Source organism: Streptomyces sp. CA-249302 (assembly GCF_050936785.1).
GTDB lineage: Bacteria > Actinomycetota > Actinomycetes > Streptomycetales > Streptomycetaceae > Streptomyces.
This window is the reverse complement of record NZ_JBNJMG010000001.1, coordinates 2,315,246-2,332,164: the sequence shown is the minus strand read 5'-3', so window position 1 is coordinate 2,332,164 and position 16,919 is coordinate 2,315,246. Positions and strand designations below refer to the sequence as shown.

Here is a 16,919-nt window from a genome sequence, read left to right as displayed (position 1 = left end):
TGATGCCGTGCTGAGACGAGGCGACATACCTGTCCTCAGCACGTATTTCCGGTGTAATACTGCTTAGCGAAAAAATGTACCATCTGCTTCCCATCCGTAACTCGGTTCGGCCGCAAGTTGATTGATCATCCGACGGTCAGAGATCGTTTTAGTGCCTACCTGGTGAGGGAGCTGATGGGTCGTCTTCAGGCACCTCAGCACCACCACCTGACATCGTGAACCATGTATCGATCCAGGACAGGCCGCCCAGGTCGAGTTGCTGCCGCGCGCGCGTGACAGCAACGTAGGCGAGCCGGGCGTCGCTGTCGTTGACGGGTTCAGGGATTGGGCGGCCTTGCGCGTCGTGTTCGTCGGTGTCCTTGGGGGGAGGGAAGTCGTTGCCGATCTTCACCTTTGGCCATTCGCGCCCCTTCGCTTTGTGTGCGGTGGACACGGTTACGTCGGCGTGCTCTTCGTCGAGGAGTTCGTGGACTGCCGAGAGGATGGCCTCGGGCCCGTGTGTATCGACGAGATCGACGAAGGGCTGGAGGTCGCCGCCGGCGGGGTCGTACGCCGCGTAGTCCTGTACCTCGCCCCAGGAAGCGAAGAGGACCAGTTCGGGATGGCTGGTTCGGCGGCCTTCCTTGAGGTCACGTGCGGCCATCGCCAGTGCGGCGAGTGTGTGTCCGCCGCGGGCCAGGGCGACGCGACGGCCTTCGGAGAGGAGCCGCATGACCTCGGCCATGGCGCCGATGTTGGTGCGGCACAGCACTGCATCCGGGTCGGCGATGTCTCCGACTTCCGTGGGCATCGTCTCGCTTCCGGTCAACCGGATGGGGGCCTCGGCGAGTTCGAGCCAGCGGTTGGCCTGTTCGGCGAGGAGGGGGCCGAATCGGAAGGAGCGGGTGAGGGTGAGCGCGGTAGCGTCGTCGAAGGCGGTCATCACGTCGCGGGCGCCGCGCCAGCCGTAGATGGCCTGGGCGGAGTCGCCCACCATGACGAGCTGGGCGTGGTCGCGCTGGGCATGGAAGACCTGTTCCAGGACGGGGTTGGTGTCCTGGGCTTCGTCGAGGAAGAGGAAGTCCGCTTCGATCTTCGGCTGGGTCAGGGCCCACATCTTCAGATAGTGGTCGTGTTCGAAGTGGACCACACCATGGTCCGGATTCTGAAGGTCGGCCCACGCTTTCACCGCGAACGGAAAGACCGCGTCGGCGAGTTGGGTGTGCTCGGCGGGTGTCGCCAGGCGGCGAAGTCGCGGTACATGATGGCGGCTCAGAGCCCGGTCGGCGGAGTAGCAGAAGCGCTTCACGGCGCGTAGCGCCGTGTTGGAGAGCGTCCTGTGGCTGATCTCGTGATCGCCGATGCGAACGGGCCGGGTGATGCCGAGGGCTTGGCCGGTTTTCCAGGCGGGTTGGCGTGGACCGTTGAGCCGACCGGCATAGCGGTGGCCGAGGGCGGCGTAGGCGGTCGCATGGGCGGTCCTGCATGTCACCGTACGAGGGAAGCGCGTAGCGGCGTGGGAGGCGATGTCCTTGTTGAAGGCGACGTAGCGGCCGCGTCGTTCGGTGCTGGCGGCGAGCATCTCAAGGGTGGTGGTCTTGCCGGTACCGGCTCCCGCTTGCAGGGCGAGGTGGTGTCCTGCTCGGAAAGCGTCGACGGCATGGACCTGTTCGTCGGTCGGGGTGGACACAAAGGCTCCTCAAGAAGAGGTGGAGGCGCACTTGCCTCTTGACCGGCGATGGAGGGCGTTCGCTGCACAGCGCAGCAGCTCTTCGGGGGTGTGGTCAGTGAGCAGTTCTTCCAGCCGACTTGTCAGATGGCGGGCGCGCTGTTCGCCGTGCCGGGCGATGGCATCGGTGATGATCTCGCTGAGGAAGTCCCGGGGCCGTTGGCCGCGGGCTGCCGCAGCGTGGCGGACGGTAGTACGGGTGGCGGGGCTGAGGGCGACGTTCAGCAGGACCCGGCCCTGTCGGTCCGGGTAGTGGGTGGTGAGGACGTCGATGGGCAGCATCACGTCGAGCCGGTGACGTAGCGTGCGCAATGCGCGTTCAGGTGTCCTGGCGCGCTGCAGGGCCAGCAGTCTGGTGCGGTTGGTGTCGCTGGCTAGAGCTACGACACGACGGGCGCGGCACAGTTCATCGTCGGTGGCGGGCCGAGTCAGGGCGATCTCGATCGCGTGGTGTGCGGTCACGGCTGCGGGGCCCTCCTGCTCCGGTCAGCAGGCCCTGGACGTCGGGTGATCGCCGGGAGCCGGGTGTGGATGTGTTCGTGGTGGAGGAGCGGGTCGAAGGGCTCCCACTCGGCCACCGTCATGTCGGGGGCCGTGGGAATGGCGGCGTGCTCGGGGCAGCGCTGGGCCCTCCAGCGCAGTTGATCGGCATAGGGCAGATGAGTGAGCGTGTAGACAGCCATGACCTCCCCCCGCAAAGGAAGTTGGCCGCGGGTGACAGTGGTGGACACGAGGGTCCAGATCCCCGCCGGAGCCTCAGGAGTGAGCAGTGGACTGGTGCAGCGGCGGCGTCGGCGGGTCTGAGCGACGCACTGGATCTCGTCCACCGGGCGATTGGCGAGATAGCGGATGTACAGGAGCTGCACGACAGGTCGGGCTGGCCGACACGTGGTCGGCGGGGAGGTCTCGGCGTTCGGCTGAGCTGAAGAGGGAACGAACGCACCGTGGTCGATCAGACGGCGGGTGTTGACCGCCAGAGCACGACGTAGGCCTGTCAACTCGGGTGCAGCCGCAGGGACTTCGCGGGCAGGGCAGAGTAGGGCGTGCGGCAGTCGGCACCAGTGGCTGCCGTCGCCCGCCGGATGAGCGACACCGCGGCTGACATGCCAATGGCAGGTCGAAGGCACCTTCTCGGCAGGCAGTTCGTCAGGGTGTAGTCGGACCGGCTGCCCGTTGATGCGGTGATACCACTCGATGCGGTTGCCGCAATCCCGGCAGCGGTCGCTCTGACCGCACCGCAACAGACGGCTGGCACTGTCGCCGCTTACACGGAGAGAACGCCTCGCGTGGACGTGACCGGGGCTGCCGTTCCGGCGATGCGGGGAAGGGGGTGTGGAGCGCATGCGGGCGAACCTGCCAGCCAACACGCCGCTCGGCAGGTGTCGCTGCCGCAGTGTCCCCTGGACGGCCGTATCCGTTGAAACTGACTTTCGAGGATGCGAGTGCGCGTTCGCTTCGGGTCACCAATTCGGGCGGTTGGCGAATGCCATCTCGGAGCTGATCAGCCGTCGGTTTTTGCGGGTGGTTCGTGTCCTTTGCACAGGGTGGAGAAGAACTCGTCGAGCGGAGTGCTCAGAGCGTGCGCGAGGGCATGCCAGGTCTTCAGAGTTCCGATCGTGCGGCCCTGCTCGATTTCGATGAGAGTCCGTCTGGCGAGGCCGCTACGGGCGGCGAGCTCGTCATAGCTCCACCCTCGGGCCGCCCGCAGGCGCGCGAGCTCCTGGCGGAGCGCCTCGAAGTCCGGGTCGGGCGGAAAGATCGTCACCCGACCATCCGACGGGGCAGACACCTGCCCTGTCAGTGCAGACCTCTGCCCTATTTCCCCAGGTGGCGGCGTGAGCGATAGGGCAGATATCTGCACTACCGTGTGCTGCCGCTCTCTCTGAGCGGGCAACGGCGCGGGACAGGACTGGGAGGAGCGCGCCCTATGAGGCTCCGCACGACATGCCCGACGGCGCGGCGCGCCTGGACCGTGGAGCTGCGGCCCGGATCCGGCGGCCCCCGGCTCGTATGTCAGCAGTGCAATCACCGGGACGTACTGCTCGCTCCCGTATCCGCACGCTCCGCCGCACTCGAGCATCTGGCCGGGCACGCCCGACATGATGCTCTGCCGTCGTACCTGCGCACCTGCCAGTGTCACGAACGGGGGTGTCGCTGGCATCCTCGGCACCGTGGGTGCGCCGGCCCGGTTCGTCTTCTCCTCGCCCGTGAGCAGGGTGGGCGACTTTGGCGACTTGCCGATGCCTGCACGGCCTGCGCGTCGGTGACGGTGCAGGCCGCCGTGGTTCCGGAAACCTTCCTGCGCACGGCCGCGGTACTGGCGGACAGTGCCTCGCGGCGGCGCAGACGACAGCTCAAAGGGCCGGGCGACCAGGTCCGGGTGCGGGACATACTCAGCTACTTGGCCGCAGCCCTACCGAGCCATACCGGGGCCGCGGCCCGGCTGCTCGCCGTGCAGTGCGCCCTGCGCATGAATGCCGACGGGCGGGTCCGGTTGCCGATCGGGGTGCTGCGCAGTCTCCGCCTGGGCCGAGATCTGCGCCCATGGAGTGAACTGGAGCAGGCGCGATGGCTCCGCAGAACACCAGCCCTCCTGGACTCCGAAAGTGGCGGGATGGCCGCCCAGGTCCTCGACAGCGGGCTGTTTGCCCAGCATCCCGCACGCCCGGACCGCAGGAGGGCCGCCGACTGGGCGCTGCGCATGGCGAGAGACGGCGGCGTGGGCGCCGACGACCCGACGATGCGACTCACTGTCCTCTGCCTTGTGGCGCACACGGACTTCTCGGTTGGTCACGGATGTGCCGAGACGGACCGGATCGCACATGAGTGTGGGCTCACCCCCGAGGCTTTGATCCGCGCGCTCGGCCGATTGGCGGCCTCCCTCGCCTCCTGGAGCGTGGCTCCCGACTCAGGAGATCTGCGCTGGGAGCTGCCGATGGGCCGGCCTGAGGCTGCCCGCCCGCTCTGAAGCACTGGCTGGCGGGGCGGCGCGGGGACGGTTTCTCCAACTGCTCCTCCCTGCTGAGGGGGTGGGGGTGGTGTCTGGTTTCAGATGTTCTCACCTCACCAAAGAATCGCTGACACGTTCGAGTCTGGTCGCTGACCGGGGACGATGAGGCTAGAGTAATCGAACGAGCGTACGATGAACATATCGGGCGCATGGCTGAAAAGGGGTGGAGTGATGGAGGTGTGGCATGACGGGCTTCGCCCATCTGCACGTCGCGTCCGGTTACTCCGCCCGCTACGGCGCCGCCCACCCCGAGCAGCTCGCCAGGCGGGCCGCCGAGCGGGGCATGTCCGCGCTCGCACTCACCGACCGGGACACGATCACCGGAACTGTTCGATTTGCGCGGGCCTGCGCGAAAGAGGGGGTCCGGCCGGTCTTCGGTATCGACCTCGCGGTGGAGGCCCTTGCGCCCCCGCCGCCCGCCCGGCGGCGCCGTACCCCGGTGCGCGGAGGCGCGCACGTCGTCGAGCCGCCTCTGCGGTTCGTGCTGCTCGCCCAGGACCGGGCGGGATGGGCGCGGTTGTGTCGCATCACCTCGGCCGCCCACGAGGGCGCCATGTCCGGTACGGCACCGGTGGTGCCCTGGGAGGCGCTGCGCGAGTACGGCGGCCCCGGCCTGACCGTGCTGCTCGGACCGCTCTCGGAACCGATGCGAGCACTGGCGGCGGGCCGGGAGGACGTCGCGAGGAAGCTGCTAGCGCCCTGGAAGGAGATCTTCGGAAACGGTGTTCGATTGGAAGTCGCCGCACAGAAACGTTCCGGCGCCGGTCCGGGAACCTTGCGCCTGGCCGCCCGCACCCTGGCACTGGCCGATCACACCCACACCACCGCGGTCCTCTCCAACGCCGTCCGCTACGCCGACTCCGACCAGCACCGTCTCGTCGATGTCCTGGACTCCGCGCGGCTACTGCGCCCCATCGACCGACGTCACCTGGACAGCGGGCAGCGCTGGCTCAAGGACGAGAGAGGAATGGCGAACGTGGCGCGGATGATCACCGAGTGCGCGGGGAGGGACATCCGCCGGGCCCGGCGCCTGATGGCGGACACTGTCGCCACGGCGACCGAGTGCACCGTCGACCCGGTGGCGGACCTCGGACTCGGTACGCCGCACTTCCCGGAGCCGTCGCTCTTCGGTGCTGAATCAAGAGAGGGAGGAGCTGCCCGGCTGCTGCGCCAACAGTGCGAGGCCGGCCTGGTCCGACGCGGTCTCGACCGAGACCGCGTGGCGCTCGAGCGGATGGCCGAAGAGCTGAAAGTGATCTCCGCGCTGTCCTACGATTCGTACTTCCTCGCCGTCGGACAGGTCGTAGCCGACATCCGCGCCAAGGGCATCCGGGTCGCGGCCCGCGGCTCCGGCGCCGGCTCGCTGGTCTGTCACGTGCTGGGGATCGCCACGGCCAACCCGCTTGACCACCGTCTATTGTTCGAACGGTTCCTCAGTGTGCGCCGGGCCTCGCTGCCCGACATCGACATCGACGTGGAGTCCGCCCGCCGCCTGGAGTGCTACGACACGATCTTCGAGCGGTTCGGCAAGGAGCGGGTAGCGGTCACCGCGATGCCCGAGACCTACCGGGCCCGCCGCGCCCTGCGCGACACCGGCCTCGCCCTCGGCATCGCGCCCGCCGACGTCGACCGGATCGCCAAGAGCTTCCCGCACCTGCGCGCCTGCGACATCACCGGCGCCCTCGCCGAACTGCCCGAACTACGGCAGCTGGCAGGCGAGATGGAGCGGTACGGACCCCTGTGGGAGCTCGCCGAGGGCCTGGACTCCCTGGTCCACGGCATGGCCATGCACCCCTGCGGCGTGGTCATCAGCGACGCCACCCTCCTGGACCGGCTGCCGGTCCAGCCCACCCCGCAGGGCGACTACCCCATGGCCATGGCGGCGAAGGAGGAGATCGAAGCGCTCGGCAACATCAAACTCGACGTCCTGGGCGTACGGATGCAGTCCGCGATGGCGCACGCCGTCGCCGAGGTCGAGCGGGTAACCGGTCGCCCCATCGATTTGGACGACCCGAAGCAGGTACCGCTCGATGACGTCTTCGCCTTCAAACTCATCCAGGAAAGCCGGACCCTAGGTTTGTTCCAGCTGGAGTCGCCTGGCCAGCAAGATCTTTTGTCCAGGCTGCAGCCACGCGACGCGCAAGATGTCATTGCCGATATCAGCCTCTTCCGCCCCGGCCCGGTCGCCGGCGGCATGCCCGAGCGCTATATCGCCGCACGCCACGGTGGCGTGCCCACCTACGCCCATCCCGATCTGGAGCCGGTGCTCGCCGACACCTACGGCGTGACCATCTGGCACGAGCAGATCATCGAGACCCTGTCGGTCATGACCGGCTGCGACTACGCACTGGCGGAGATCGCCCGAAGGGCACTCGGTGACAAGGGCCGGCTTCCTCGGATCAGGGACTGGTTCCACCGCATGGCACACGCCCGCGGCTACACCCCGCAGGTCCGGGACGAGGTCTGGAAGACCGTCGAGGCCTTCGGCGCGTACGGCTTCTGCCGCGCCCACGCGGTCGCCTTCGCCGTACCCGCCCTGCAGAGCGCCTGGCTCAAGGCCCACCACCCGGCGTTCCTGCTGGCGGGTCTCCTCGAACACGACCCCGGGATGTGGCCCAAGCGAGTCCTGGTTGCCGATGCCCGCCGCGGCGGTGTGCAGGTCCTGCCCCTCGACATCAACCGCTCCCAGGTGAAGCACACCGTGGAGAGGACCGACGAAGACCAGTGGGGCGTACGGCTCGCGCTGTCCGCGGTGCACGGGATCAGCGAGGCCGAATCCGCGCGGATCGAGAAGGGGCAACCGTACGGATCGCTGTCGGACTTCTGGCAGCGGGCCCACCCCAGCAGACCGGTGGCCGAACGCCTCGCCGAGATCGGCGCCCTGAACTGTCTGCACGACGGCCGCCTCACCCGGCGTGATCTCCTGCTCCAGATAACGGAGTTGCACCGGCAGTCCCGCAGCCGATCCGCGCACGAGGGTCAACTGCCGCTCGTGGCCGGGGCCGTGGGCGGTGCGGAGCCGAGCGGGCTGCCGGAGATGACCGGACGCGAGGCCCTCAGCGCCGAGTTGACCACCCTCGGCATCGACGTCTCCAGACACCTGATGGAGCACCACCACCGGCTGCTGCGCGAGATCGGCGCGACCGACGCGGCCCATCTGACCGGGCTGCGTGCCGGGCAGCGGGTGTTGGTCGCCGGGGTGCGCGCCTCCACCCAGACCCCGCCGATCGCCAGTGGCAAGCGGATCATCTTCGTCACCCTGGAGGACGGGTCCGGCCTGGTCGACCTGGCCTTCTTCGAGGACTCCCATCCGGCCTGCGCGCACACCGTCTTCCACAGCGGGCTGCTGCTGGTGCGCGGCACGGTCCAGGTGCGCGGCACCCGCCGTACCGTCGTCGGCACCATGGCCTGGGACCTCGACGAGATCGCCGCCGCCCGCCGCGACCACGGCCCCGAGGCCGCCCTCGCCCTCCTCGGCGAGAGCCGCCCGCACCCGACCCCCGCCCAGCCGCACCGCACCCTGGACAACGGCACGACCGGCGCCCGCCTGCACCCCTACGCCGACCTCCAGCCGGCCGGCACCCGCTCGGCCGACCTGAAGAAGTTCGGCCACCGGAGTCCCGGGAGTGCGGGATGAACGGGATGAGCGCACGTCAGCGGTACATCGCCCACCTCCACCTGCACGCCTCGCTGACGGGGGATCAGTACGGCGACGTAATAGAACTGATGTCCGGTATCACGCCTCATGTGCAGCCGGTGCCGCCCAACGCCGTTCAACTGGACCTGACTTCGGCGCTTCGCTACTTCGATCTCTCTTCTTATGACACGGTCCAGATGACGATGATGAGACTGAAGGGCCTGTACGGCATCGACAGCAGCGCCGGACTCGCGGGCAACCGGATGCTTGCGGCGATGGCGGCCGACGCCTCCGCGCCCGGCGAGACCACCTGGGTCCCCGCCGAGCAGGTGGCTGACTGGCTGTACCCGAGAGCGGTCACCGTACTGCCGGGGATCGGCCGCGCCACAGCGGAAACGCTTCGCAGATACGGCCTGCACACCATCGGTCAGATCGCAGGCCTGCCCGCCGGAACCTTGCAGCGGCTCCTTGGCGTCGGCCAGGCGCGGCTGCTGGCCGAATGGGCCCGCGGCCACGACCCCCGCCCGGTCACCCCGTCAGAACCGGCGGCCTATTTGGTCTCCGACCTGATGCTCGAGCAGGACTGCCTCGACCCGGCACAACACCACCGAGCGGTCTTGGGACTCGCCGACCAGATCGGCCAACGCCTGCGCCGTGAACGGCAGATCACCAGTCGGCTCACTCTCACGGTGCGATATGCCGACCGCAGCTCCACTACACGCACGCGCGCACTGGCGGAGCCCACCAGCCACTCACCCGCCCTCGCGACAGTTGCCCTGAGCCTGCTGAACGTTCTCGGGCTGCAGCGGGCGAGAGTCCGCGCCTTCGTGATCCGCGCCGACGACCTGCTACCGGCTGGCAACGCCTACCGTCAACTCTCCTTGGACCCCGGCAACGAGCGTGCCCGCGCAGCTGAAGCCGCCGCTGACCGTGCGCGCCGACGCTTCGGGCCCGAGGCCGTACGTCCGGCGACTCTCGCTGAGTGACTGGGGTTGTCGCAGGTCAGGGAAGTGGCAGGGTGATCACGCAACCGTCGTCGGTACGTCCGTGTCGGCGAGGGTGTCCGCGGCTTCCGCGAGCCTGCGGTTGCGGCGCGCGGAGGACCAGAAGGACCAGCCGATCAGGACGACGCCGACGAGGCCGGTGATGATCTCGTTGATCTGGTACTGGATGGTCACCATGAGGATCACGGCCAGGGCGCCGATCGCGTAGTGGGCGCCGTGCTCCAGGTAGACGTAGTCGTCGAGGGTGCCCTGGCGGACCAGGTACACGGTCAGCGACCGGACGTACATGGCGCCGATGCCGAGGCCGAGGGCCATGAGCACGATGTCGTTGGTGATGGCGAAGGCGCCGATCACGCCGTCGAAGGAGAACGAGGCGTCCAGGACCTCCAGGTAGAGGAACATGAAGAACGCGGCCTGCCCGGCCAGTACGACCGCCGGCTTCTTCTTGCCGCTGCGCTCGGCCTCTTCCTCCTCCTCGTGCTCCCGCTCCTCCTCGGCTTCGAGACGGTCCTCGAAGTAGCCGGAGAGACCGCCGACGACCATGTACGTGATCAGACCGGCGATGCCGGAGATCAGCACCGTCTGCGCCTTGTCGGCGTGGCCGCCGCCGTGCTGGTGGGCGTGGGCGGCGAAGGTGAAGGACGTGATCAGCAGGACCACCAGCGAGATGCAGACCGCCAGCATGTCGACCTTGCCGAGCTTGGCCAGCGGGCGCTCGATCCAGCGCAGCCACTGGATGTCCCGGTCCTCGAAGATGAAGTCGAGGAAGATCATCAGCAGGAACATGCCACCGAACGCGGCGATCGCCGGGTGGGCGTCGGTGACCAGTTCCTTGTAGTGGTCCTTGTTGTTCAGGGCGAGGTCGACCGCGTCGATCGGCCCGATCTTGGCGCTGATGGCGACGATGACGACCGGGAAGACCAGGCGCATGCCGAAGACGGCGATGAGGACACCGACGGTGAGGAAGATCTTCTGCCAGAAGGCGTTCATCTTCTTCAGGATTCCGGCGTTGACCACCGCGTTGTCGAACGACAGCGAGATCTCGAGGATGGAGAGGATCGCCACGATGCCGAAGGCCTCCCACCCCCCGTAGAGGACGGCCGCGGCCAGGCCGAGCGCGGTAATCGCGAACGACCAGCCGAAGGTTTTCAGAAGCACAGGTCACCCCGTCGTGAGGTCGGTAGGCAGGAGGACGATGCCGTCGTCGTCGGCGTGGAGCCGGTCGCCGGGGTGGAAGGTGAGGCCGCCGATGGTGACGGGCACGTCGACAGCACCCTGGGCCGCCTTGCTGCTCTTGCGTGGGTTGGTGCCCAGCGCCTTGATGCCGAGTTTCAGGCCGGCGAGCGCGGCGGAGTCGCGGACGACCCCGTGCAGAACCAGTCCGGCCCAGCCGTTCTGCTCGGCGGCGCCGGCGATGAGGTCGCCGACCAGGGCGGTGCGCAGGGAGCCCTGTCCGTCGACGACGAGGACACTGCCGTGGCCCGGGGTTCGCAGCAGGTCGCGCAGCAGGCCGTTGTCCTCGTGGCAGGAGACCGTACGGACGGTGCCGGCGAAGGAACGGTGGGCGCCGAACTGGCGGAACTGCAGGTCGCAGACGCGCAGTTGGTCGCCGTACTCGTCGACGAGGTCGGCGGTGGGCGCCGGGGTGAGGGCTTCGGACATGGGACAGGAATCGCCTTCCGGGAAGGTGGCCGCCGTGCTCACGCCGACTCCGGCCGTCGGGGTGGGACCGGCGCGAGCACGGCAGCCTGCTCAGGGGTGAGGGGACGGGTGGCATGGCCCTGGAGGAGGAGGTGCAGCTTGGCGGTTTCCTCCAGTTCCTCGATGGCGTCGACCGCGTTCTCCAGCGTGGTGCCGGCCACCACGGGGCCGTGGTTGGAGAGGAGGACGGCGTGGTGGGTGCGGGCCGTTGCCTCGGCGAGCGGTTCCAGGGCGCTGTCGCCGGGCGCGTGGTACGGCAGGAGCGGCAGGGTACCGACGCGCATGGCGTAGTACGCGGTCAGCGGGGGCAGGGCGTTGGCCGGGTCGAGCCCGTCGAGGCAGGAGACGGCGGCGGCGTGTGTGGAGTGCAGGTGCACCACCGCGTGAGCGTCGGGCCGTGCGCGGTAGAAGGCGGCGTGCAGGAACGCCTCTTTGGTGGGCCGGGGGCCGTCGAGGTGGCGTCCGCTCAGGTCCGTACGGGACAGCTCGTGCTCCTCGACGGTGCCCAGGCTGGAGCCGGTCGGGGTGAGCAGCAGACTGCCGTCGGCGAGACGGACCGACAGATTGCCGGTGGAGCCGTGGGTGAGGCCCCGAGTGAAGAGGGAGCGTGCGGTACGGACAATCAGAACGCGGGCCTCTGCTTCGTTCACTGAGCCTCTCCGCTGCCGTCGAGGGCCCGGGTGAACAGGTCGGGTGCGCCGAAGTTGCCGGATTTCAGCATCAGGGCGAGGTCACCCGCCTTGGTGGCGGCGTGCGTCCACGGCACGCCGGGGTCCGCCTCCTCGCCGACCAGTACGGCCCGGACACCGAGGGCGGTGGTGACGGCGCCGGAGGTTTCCCCGCCCGCGACCAGAAGTCGGCGTACGCCCCGTTCGACGAGATGGGTGGCTAGTGCGCCGAGGAGTTCCTCGACCCGCGCGGCAGCCTCGGTGACACCCAACTGGGCCTGGACCGCCGCGAGTTCCTCCGTCGAGGCGGAGGCGTAGATCAGCACGGGCAGTCCGGGGTCCTGGGCGTCGAACCAGGTCAGCGCTTCTTCGACGACTTCGTGTCCCGCCGCGGCGGCGAGGACGTCGAGGTGGAGGGAGGGCAGGCCGGCGGCGTAGAAGTGGGCGATCTGCTCCAGCGTGCGTGCCGAACAACTGCCCGCCAGCACCGCGGCACGGCCCTCCCGCGGCACCGGGACATCGGTGCTCAGACCGCTGTCCGGACAGGCGTGACCGAGCCCTTCGGCCAGCCCCGCGGCGCCTGCGACCACCGGCAGTTCCCGGCAGGCGGCACCGAGGACGGCGAGGTCGGCGTCGGTGATCGCGTCGGCGATCACGTGCCGTACGCCGTCCCGCTGGTGGGCGAGGAGGGTGTCCCGGACGGCGTCGCCACCACGCTGGACGGTCGCCCACTCGATCAGGGCGACGCGGTGGCTGGTCTGCGCCGACAGCAGGCGCACCAGTGCGGAGTCCGTCATGGGGTTGAGCGGGTGGTGACGCAGCGGTGAGTCGGACAGCAGCTGGTCGTGGACGAAGAGGTGGCCCTGGTAGACGGTGCGGCCGTTGGGCGGGGAGGCCGGGCAGTGCAGGGTGATTCCGGCTCCGGCGGCGTCCATGAGGGCGTCGGCGACCGGGCCGATGTTGCCCTCGGGAGTGGAGTCGAAGGTGGAGCAGTACTTGAAGTAGACCTGTGCCGCGCCCTGCGTCCACAGCCAGCGCTGGGCGTCCAAGGATTCCGCGACGGCCTGGTCCGCGGGTGTGGAGCGGGACTTGAGGGCCACGACGGCGGCGTCGCAGTCGGCGGGCAGCGCGGTCGTGGAGTCCGGGGCGCCGAAGACCAGGGCGGTGCGCAGTCCTGCGCGCCGGAAGGCGGCGGCGACGTCGGTGCCGCCGGTGAAGTCGTCGGCTATGCAGCCGATGCGCAGGGGCATGGTCGGGGTTTCTCCAGGTCGTACGAGCGGCGGGCGGGGCCCGGGGCTGGCCGGGACGGCTGGCGGGGTCCGGGGCTGGCGGGGACCGGGAGCCTTCTCGTTGCCGTGGGGACTCGGTCGCGAAGACGCGGCGGGCACCTACCCCGGATGAGGCGTCAGTTCTGGCCGGTGCCGGCGGTGATGGCCTTGATGACAGCGGCGGTGAACTCGGTGGTGGAAGCCGAGCCTCCCAGGTCACGGGTGGAGGTGCCGGAGGCGATCACGTCAGCGACACCCTTCTCGATGACCTTCGCCACGGCGGCGAGCTTCTCGTCGCCGTGCTTGGCGGCGAGCCACTCGAACAGCATGGCACCGGAGAGGATCATGGCGACGGGGTTGGCGCGGTCCTGGCCGGCGATGTCGGGGGCGGAGCCGTGGGAGGCCTGGGCCATCGCGGTGGTGGCGGAGGCGTTGATGGAGGGGGCGGTGCCCAGGGATCCGCTGATCTCACCGGCGAGGTCGGAGAGGATGTCGCCGAACATGTTCTCGGTGACGATGACGTCGAAGTCCTGGGCGCGGCGCACCAGGTGGACGGTCATGGCGTCGATGTGGAAGTCGTCGACAGCCACGTCCGGGTAGTCCTGGGCGACTTCCTTGCACACGGTGCGGAACAGACCGGTGGTGAGCTTGAGGACGTTGGCCTTGTGGACGATGGTGAGCTTCTTGCGGCGCGAGCGGGCCAGGTCGAAGGCGACCCGGGCGACGCGCTCGGTGGCCTCGCGGGTGATGATGCCCAGCATGATCGCGGTGTCGGGGGTGGGCATGAACTCGCCGGTGCCCGCGAAGGTGTTGCGGTCGGCGTAGAACCCCTCGGTGTTCTCGCGGACGATCACCAGGTCGGCGCTGTCGCAGACGGCCTTGGCGCCGGGGAAGCTCTTGGCGGGGCGGATGTTGGCGAAGAGCTGGAAGTGCTTGCGCAGGGTGCCCGACGGATTGAGAGCCGACTTGTGGGGCTCGGGGTAGCTGACGGAGTCGTGCGGGCCGAGGTACCAGCCGTCGAGCTCGGCCAGGGCCCGCTTGGTCTCCTCCGGGACGGGAGTGCCGTGAGTCTCGATGGCGGTGGCGCCGAGCGGGAGCGTGACCCAGTCGACGGTCACACCGGCGGCCTGGGCGGCGGCGGTGGCGATCTCCACGGACGAGGGGACGATCTCCGGGCCGATGCCGTCGCCCTCCAGGACGCCGAGGCGGTAAGTGGTGCTCATGTGCGGGTTCCTCTCAGGACAGAGTGTGAGCGGGATGGTTCAGGTCAGGGTGGTGGCGGCGTCCGTCAGGGCTGTCCAGGACCGGGCTGCGGCCTTGCGGCTGTCACCGTCCTGGGTGTGTTCCAGCGTCAGCCAGCCCGCGAAGCCGCCCTGTCGCAGCCCGTGGAGCAGAGCGGGCAGCCGCGGGTCACCGATGGCCAGCGGCCCTCGTGTGACGGGGGCGGCGAGTTGGAGACAGCCGGTGACGTCGGCGAACTCGGTGACGGCTTGCACGGGTTCGATGCCCTCGGCTTCGAGGTGGTGGGTGTCCAGCACCAGCCGGGCGTCTGTCTTCAGTGAGCGGAGCACGGTGACGGCCTCGTCGGGCGTGTGCCACAGCGAGGTGTTGCTCCGCGACTGCGGTTCCAGCAGCAGGCTGCTGCCGTGGGCGACCGCTTCCTCGGCGAGTCGCTGGACGCCGCGTTCGGCCCAGGCGCGTTGCACGTCCTCCAGCCCCGGCAGGAAGGTGCCGCGGGTCTGGCCGAGCGTCACGGGCACGCCCAGCGCTCCGGCGAGGCGGGCCGCGCCCAGCAGCCGGTCCAGCGCGTGTCGTCGTACGTCGGCGGAAGGGTCGGTCAGGGTCAGCCCGTCCTGCAGGGCGACGGGACCCGTCCCGATGCCCAGCACCGCCAGACGGCCACCCTCCACGGTGCGGACCAGGGCGTCGGCGTCGCGTGCGGTGACCTCGCGGACCTGCACTTCCACACCGTCGTAGCCGAGTTCGGCCAACTGCCGGACCGCTTCGGCGAGCGGGGCGCCGAACCCGAGCGGAACGGGCGTACGGCAGTCGTCGCCCGAGACGGTGTAGGCCAGCGGCCACGGCAGCCGCGCGGTCACGGCGCGACCACCTCGGCCCGCTCGGGTGCGGGGACGGCCAGCAGGTCACGCAGTTCGCGCGCGGCGGCACCGGCACCGTCGAGGACCGGCACCCCCAGCAGTTCGGCGAGAGCGTCGCGGGCGGGAGTCAGGGAGTACTGCGCGAGCAGCACCATGTCGGTGTCACCGCCGCCCGCGGCATATAGTGCGGCGGCGAGGTGGCGCGCGGTGTCCTCGGCGCCGTCCGCCGCGGCCGCTTCCTCGTTCAGGGCGGTCACGATGTTGACGGGGCGATCGGGGCGCACCGCCGACACGAGTGCCTGGAGCTGGGCGACCGCGGCCGGCACCGCGGGCGGAGTGGAGGCGACGACGGCGATCCGGCGGTACGGGCCGGCCAGCGCGGCCTTGAACATGGCCTCGTCCGACTTGAGGACCGGCACTTTCCAGAGCGTGCGGGCGGTCTCCACCACCTCCCCGTACGAGGAGCAGGTCAGCAGCAGGCCCTGGGCGCCGCCGTCCATCACATGGCCGATCAGCCGGAGCATGCGCCGCCGCAGCGAGGCGGTGAGGCCGCCGGCGGAACGGGCGTCGTCCAGAAGGCGGTCGTCCAGCACGTTCCAGACGCGGGCTTCGGGAAACTCGCGTGCGAAGGCTTGCTGGGCGATGTGGGCGCCGGACGGCACGGCGTGGATCATGGCGACCAGGGGGCGGGGTTCGAGCACCGGGTTCGTTCCTCTTCCGGTAGACGGGGACCAGCGCGGGTCCCGGCCCCGGGCCCGGCGCCTTGGGCAGGGCACACCCTGAAGGCGCAGCGCGGCTCGGGGATGGATGACGGCAACGTTTCGCTGTGCTGCCGCGGTCGCCACTCTAGGACTATCCGGTAAACCGGTCAACCGGTTAATCGCGCGAAGGGCTGCCGGATACGTTCCGGCAGCCCTTCGGCCCTAGTTCTTGCGCTGCTCCAGAGCCTCCATCAGGCGCTGGGACGCTCCCTCCATGTGGGCCGCCATGGCCGCGCGTGCCGCCTGGGCATCGCCCCTCTCGACCGCCTCGAAGATCGGTACGTGGTCCGCGTACGCCACTTCCCGGGAGCGCACCGCCCCGGTGCGCTCCACCCAACCGCGCTGGATCATCGCCCTCATGCCCTTGAGCATGTCGCGCAACACGGTGTTTTCGGCCAGCTCTCCCAGGGTGGCGTGGAAGGCGGTGTCCGCCTCGGCGAACGCCTCGTCCGGGCAGTCGCGCATCGCTGCCAGCTTGGTGCGCAGCAGGTGTACGCCCGCCTCGTCACGCGACTGAGCGGCCAGTCCCGCCACGACGACCTCCAGCTCGGCGCGGGCCTGGACCATGTCCCGCGCCCCGCGCTCTCCGAGCACCAGGCCCAGCTCGAACAGGCGGTAGAGGACTTCGGAGTCTGCGCCGCGGAAGTACGTTCCGCTGGACTGGCGGATCTCCAACAGGCCCAGGAATCCCAGGGACTTGATGGCCTCGCGCACGGTGGGACGGTTCACCCCGAGCATCTCGGTGAGCTGTCGCTCGGAGGGGATGCGGTCTCCCGGCTGCACCTCGCCCGACATCAGGTAGTCGATCAGGCGCCTGGAGACCTCGGTGGCCAGAGGCTCCCGCGGCTCGACCATGATCCTTCCGAGTTCGGCCATGGATTTCCTCGCTTCGGTATTGACGTGATGGCTGAATTCTAGTTACCTACCGGCCATCCGGTAAACCAGTTGTCCGGCTGTTCGAAGGTGTCCCTCCGCACCTGGCGCATGAGCTGCCGCCGGATACATCTGGAATGCATGGCGCACCCCCGAACGCCCCTCGCCGGGCTCTGCCCGGACGTGTGCC

15 protein-coding genes and 1 pseudogene are annotated in these 16,919 nt (G+C 69.3%); 3 read left to right on the top strand and 13 right to left on the bottom strand.

All coding sequences use genetic code 11. The annotated features are described in order from the left end of the window. Positions 1-148 precede the first annotated feature (148 nt). The 5 genes and pseudogenes from ACQEWB_RS10470 to ACQEWB_RS10450 all read right to left on the bottom strand — a co-directional run bounded on the left by ACQEWB_RS10470 (position 149) and on the right by ACQEWB_RS10450 (position 3,473). A complete protein-coding gene (locus ACQEWB_RS10470) occupies positions 149-1,669 on the bottom strand; it encodes a UvrD-helicase domain-containing protein (RefSeq protein WP_432829398.1) in 1,521 nt (506 codons plus the stop codon). A gap of 9 nt (positions 1,670-1,678) precedes the next feature. After that, the gene (locus tag ACQEWB_RS10465; RefSeq protein ID WP_432829396.1) at positions 1,679-2,170 is read right to left on the bottom strand and encodes a hypothetical protein; all 492 of its coding nucleotides are present in this window, start codon (positions 2,168-2,170) and stop codon (positions 1,679-1,681) included. Then, positions 2,167-2,391 (bottom strand): hypothetical protein, encoded by a 225-nt coding sequence (locus tag ACQEWB_RS10460; RefSeq protein WP_432844409.1) that lies wholly within the window; start codon positions 2,389-2,391, stop codon positions 2,167-2,169. The genes ACQEWB_RS10465 and ACQEWB_RS10460 overlap by 4 nt, the downstream gene beginning before the upstream one ends. Positions 2,392-2,667: 276 nt before the next feature. After that, positions 2,668-3,051 (bottom strand): annotated as a pseudogene (locus tag ACQEWB_RS10455) (DUF6083 domain-containing protein); the annotation flags it as partial. Between the two features lie 158 nt (positions 3,052-3,209). Then, positions 3,210-3,473 (bottom strand): helix-turn-helix transcriptional regulator, encoded by a 264-nt coding sequence (locus tag ACQEWB_RS10450; RefSeq protein ID WP_432829394.1) that lies wholly within the window; start codon positions 3,471-3,473, stop codon positions 3,210-3,212. 516 nt (positions 3,474-3,989) lie between these two features. Here ACQEWB_RS10450 and ACQEWB_RS10445 point away from each other — a divergent pair. From ACQEWB_RS10445 to ACQEWB_RS10435, 3 genes are all read left to right on the top strand, one after another. Continuing rightward, a complete protein-coding gene (locus ACQEWB_RS10445; RefSeq protein ID WP_432829392.1) occupies positions 3,990-4,676 on the top strand; it encodes a hypothetical protein in 687 nt (228 codons plus the stop codon). A 226-nt stretch (positions 4,677-4,902) separates the two neighbouring features. After that, on the top strand, positions 4,903-8,355 hold the full coding sequence (locus ACQEWB_RS10440) for a DNA polymerase III subunit alpha (protein ID WP_432829390.1): 3,453 nt from the start codon (positions 4,903-4,905) through the stop codon (positions 8,353-8,355). A 5-nt stretch (positions 8,356-8,360) separates the two neighbouring features. After that, complete coding sequence (locus ACQEWB_RS10435) at positions 8,361-9,341, top strand: DNA polymerase Y family protein (protein ID WP_432843732.1); 981 nt, start codon at positions 8,361-8,363, stop codon at positions 9,339-9,341. 36 nt (positions 9,342-9,377) lie between these two features. Here ACQEWB_RS10435 and ACQEWB_RS10430 read toward each other — a convergent pair whose 3' ends face one another. The 8 genes from ACQEWB_RS10430 to ACQEWB_RS10395 all read right to left on the bottom strand — a co-directional run bounded on the left by ACQEWB_RS10430 (position 9,378) and on the right by ACQEWB_RS10395 (position 16,732). Further along, entirely contained in the window at positions 9,378-10,517 is a 1,140-nt protein-coding gene (locus ACQEWB_RS10430) for a DUF475 domain-containing protein (RefSeq protein ID WP_432829388.1), read from the bottom strand. Between the two features lie 3 nt (positions 10,518-10,520). After that, the gene (gene rraA, locus ACQEWB_RS10425; protein WP_432829386.1) at positions 10,521-11,021 is read right to left on the bottom strand and encodes a ribonuclease E activity regulator RraA; all 501 of its coding nucleotides are present in this window, start codon (positions 11,019-11,021) and stop codon (positions 10,521-10,523) included. A gap of 38 nt (positions 11,022-11,059) precedes the next feature. Beyond that, positions 11,060-11,710 carry a 3-oxo-tetronate 4-phosphate decarboxylase gene (gene otnC / locus ACQEWB_RS10420; RefSeq protein ID WP_432829384.1) on the bottom strand — a complete coding sequence of 217 codons (651 nt, stop codon included), beginning with the start codon at positions 11,708-11,710 and terminating at the stop codon, positions 11,060-11,062. Further along, positions 11,707-12,978, bottom strand: coding sequence for a 3-oxo-tetronate kinase (otnK, locus tag ACQEWB_RS10415; protein WP_432829382.1), 1,272 nt, complete (start codon positions 12,976-12,978; stop codon positions 11,707-11,709). The genes otnC and otnK overlap by 4 nt, the downstream gene beginning before the upstream one ends. Before the next feature lie 155 nt (positions 12,979-13,133). Next, complete coding sequence (locus tag ACQEWB_RS10410; RefSeq protein WP_432829380.1) at positions 13,134-14,219, bottom strand: isocitrate/isopropylmalate dehydrogenase family protein; 1,086 nt, start codon at positions 14,217-14,219, stop codon at positions 13,134-13,136. A 39-nt stretch (positions 14,220-14,258) separates the two neighbouring features. Beyond that, on the bottom strand, positions 14,259-15,095 hold the full coding sequence (locus ACQEWB_RS10405) for a sugar phosphate isomerase/epimerase family protein (protein WP_432829378.1): 837 nt from the start codon (positions 15,093-15,095) through the stop codon (positions 14,259-14,261). Continuing rightward, on the bottom strand, positions 15,092-15,796 hold the full coding sequence (locus ACQEWB_RS10400; RefSeq protein ID WP_432829376.1) for an aspartate/glutamate racemase family protein: 705 nt from the start codon (positions 15,794-15,796) through the stop codon (positions 15,092-15,094). Before ACQEWB_RS10400 ends, ACQEWB_RS10405 begins: the two co-directional genes overlap by 4 nt. Before the next feature lie 222 nt (positions 15,797-16,018). Then, positions 16,019-16,732 (bottom strand): FadR/GntR family transcriptional regulator, encoded by a 714-nt coding sequence (locus ACQEWB_RS10395; RefSeq protein WP_432829374.1) that lies wholly within the window; start codon positions 16,730-16,732, stop codon positions 16,019-16,021. Positions 16,733-16,919: the final 187 nt, after the last annotated feature.